At 69.5% G+C, this 1,750-nt stretch carries 3 protein-coding genes; all 3 read right to left on the bottom strand.

The window, feature by feature from the left end; translation table 11 throughout:
• Nucleotides 1–399, bottom strand: a 399-nt coding sequence (locus tag WBP48_RS13290) for an alcohol dehydrogenase catalytic domain-containing protein (RefSeq protein ID WP_424441187.1), incomplete at its 3' end; no start/stop codon positions are given.
• 2 nt (nt 400–401) lie between these two features.
• Nucleotides 402–1,133, bottom strand: coding sequence for a fumarylacetoacetate hydrolase family protein (locus WBP48_RS13285; protein ID WP_424441186.1), 732 nt, complete (start codon nt 1,131–1,133; stop codon nt 402–404).
• On the bottom strand, nt 1,133–1,750 hold a 618-nt coding region (locus WBP48_RS13280; protein ID WP_424441184.1), incomplete at its 5' end, for an SDR family oxidoreductase. The genes WBP48_RS13280 and WBP48_RS13285, both read right to left, overlap by 1 nt.

Here is a 1,750-nt window from a genome sequence, read left to right as displayed (position 1 = left end):
GGCGAAGCCGCCCTGCGTATGGGGAAGGTGCATCGCCGAACCGAGGTAGGTGGAGGCCGGCGCGAGATTCGGGCGGTCGGCCGGCCACGGAGTCACGCCGTCGCCGTGCGGAGTCAGGGGATGGATGCCGACGCGCGTGCCCGCTGACGGGCCCGTGCCGTCGGCGGCGGCGGCGATGACCGTGCCGACCATCTCGTGGCCGAGAATCATCGGCTCGCGCAGGATCGAGGCGCCCGCCGCCCCGTGCTGCCAGTAGTGCAGGTCCGAACCGCAGATACCGCCGTAGGCGACCTCAACGACCGCCTCGCCGGAGGCCGGCGCCGGCTCACCCATCTCCTGGACGCGCAGGTCGCCGGCAGCGTGCACGACGACTCCGGGATTGCTCACTTCGAACTCCATTCTCACCGCGTGGGTGTGCTCAGCACGACATCGCCGACATGCACCTCGACCAGAGCTCCGGGAGCGATCGGCGTGTTGGTGAATGGGGCTCCCGTCATCACGACATCGCCCGGACCGAGCCTGGTCCAGATCGCGAGGTACGCGAGACACTCCCGGAGCGGCACCGGCAGGGTGCTCGCACTTCCCTCCCCAGCGGTGACGCCGTCGATGCGCAGGGCGAGCGAGACGGTGTCGAGGTCGGCATCCGTGTCGATCCAGGGACCGAGCGGGGTGTAGCCGTCACCGGACTTCGACTCGAAATTGCGTGGGTCGATCTCGCCGCGGTCGGGGCTGGACAGGTCGTCGACCGCGGTGACCCCGATCACGTACTCGTGGGCGTTCGACGACGTGAGCCCCTCGGTGTCGCGCCCGATCACGACGGCGATCTCGCCCTCTGCAACGGTCGTCCCCGCGTCGCGCCGCAGCGTCACCGGTCGCCCACTTGCCACGATCGTGCGTGGGCTCTTGAGCCACGCCTGCACGGGCGCAGGATGAGCGGGACCGTTCTGCGCGATGCCGACGACGACCAGCGGTTGGCAGGGAGCGAGCAGTTCACCCGCGACGGGTCCGCCGAGATCCCGCGGCATCCGTCCCTCGATGAACGCCGCCCAGGGGTCTTCGATCGGTACGGGACCGTCGACGCCGTCGCGGACGTCGATGATGCCCCCGCGGGTAGCGATGCGTCCGAATCTCATCACACCACCGCTGTCATGCCACCGTCGACGAACAGCGTCTGCCCGTTGACGAAGTCGCTCGCGCTGCTGGAGAGGAATACGAGCGCGCCGATGAGGTCGCCGGTGTCACCCCAGCGTCCGGCCGGCGTGCGCCCGCGCACCCACGCCGAGAATGTCTCGTCGTCGACGAGCGCCTTGGTCAGCTCGGTCGCGAAGTACCCCGGCGCGATCGCATTGGCCTGGATGCCGCGGGGCCCGAGGTCGGCGCACAACCCTTTCGTGAACATCACTATGGCGCCCTTGGTCGCCGAGTACGCGGCGATCGATGGGCGGGCCAGCTGCGACTGCACACTGCCGATCTGCACGAGCTTGCCGGAGCCCCGCGCGATCATGCCAGCGGCGACTCGCCGTGACAGGTAGAACGCGCTCGACAGGTTGGTCGCCACCAGGTCATTCCAGTCCTCGGTCGTGAACTCGGCGATGGGTGCCCGGCGTTGGATACCGGCGTTGTTGACCAGGATGTCGACGACGCCCACGAGGGACTCGACCTCGGCGACACCCGCGTCGACCGCGTCCGGCGAGGTGACGTCGAACACGACCGAGTGGGCGGGGCGTCCGGTTGCGGCGGAGATCTCCGC

It is taken from the genome of Microbacterium sp. (genome assembly GCF_049661145.1).
Lineage (GTDB): Bacteria > Actinomycetota > Actinomycetes > Actinomycetales > Microbacteriaceae > Microbacterium.
The sequence above is the reverse complement of the archived record's forward strand: the minus strand, read 5'-3'. Positions and strand labels throughout refer to the sequence as shown.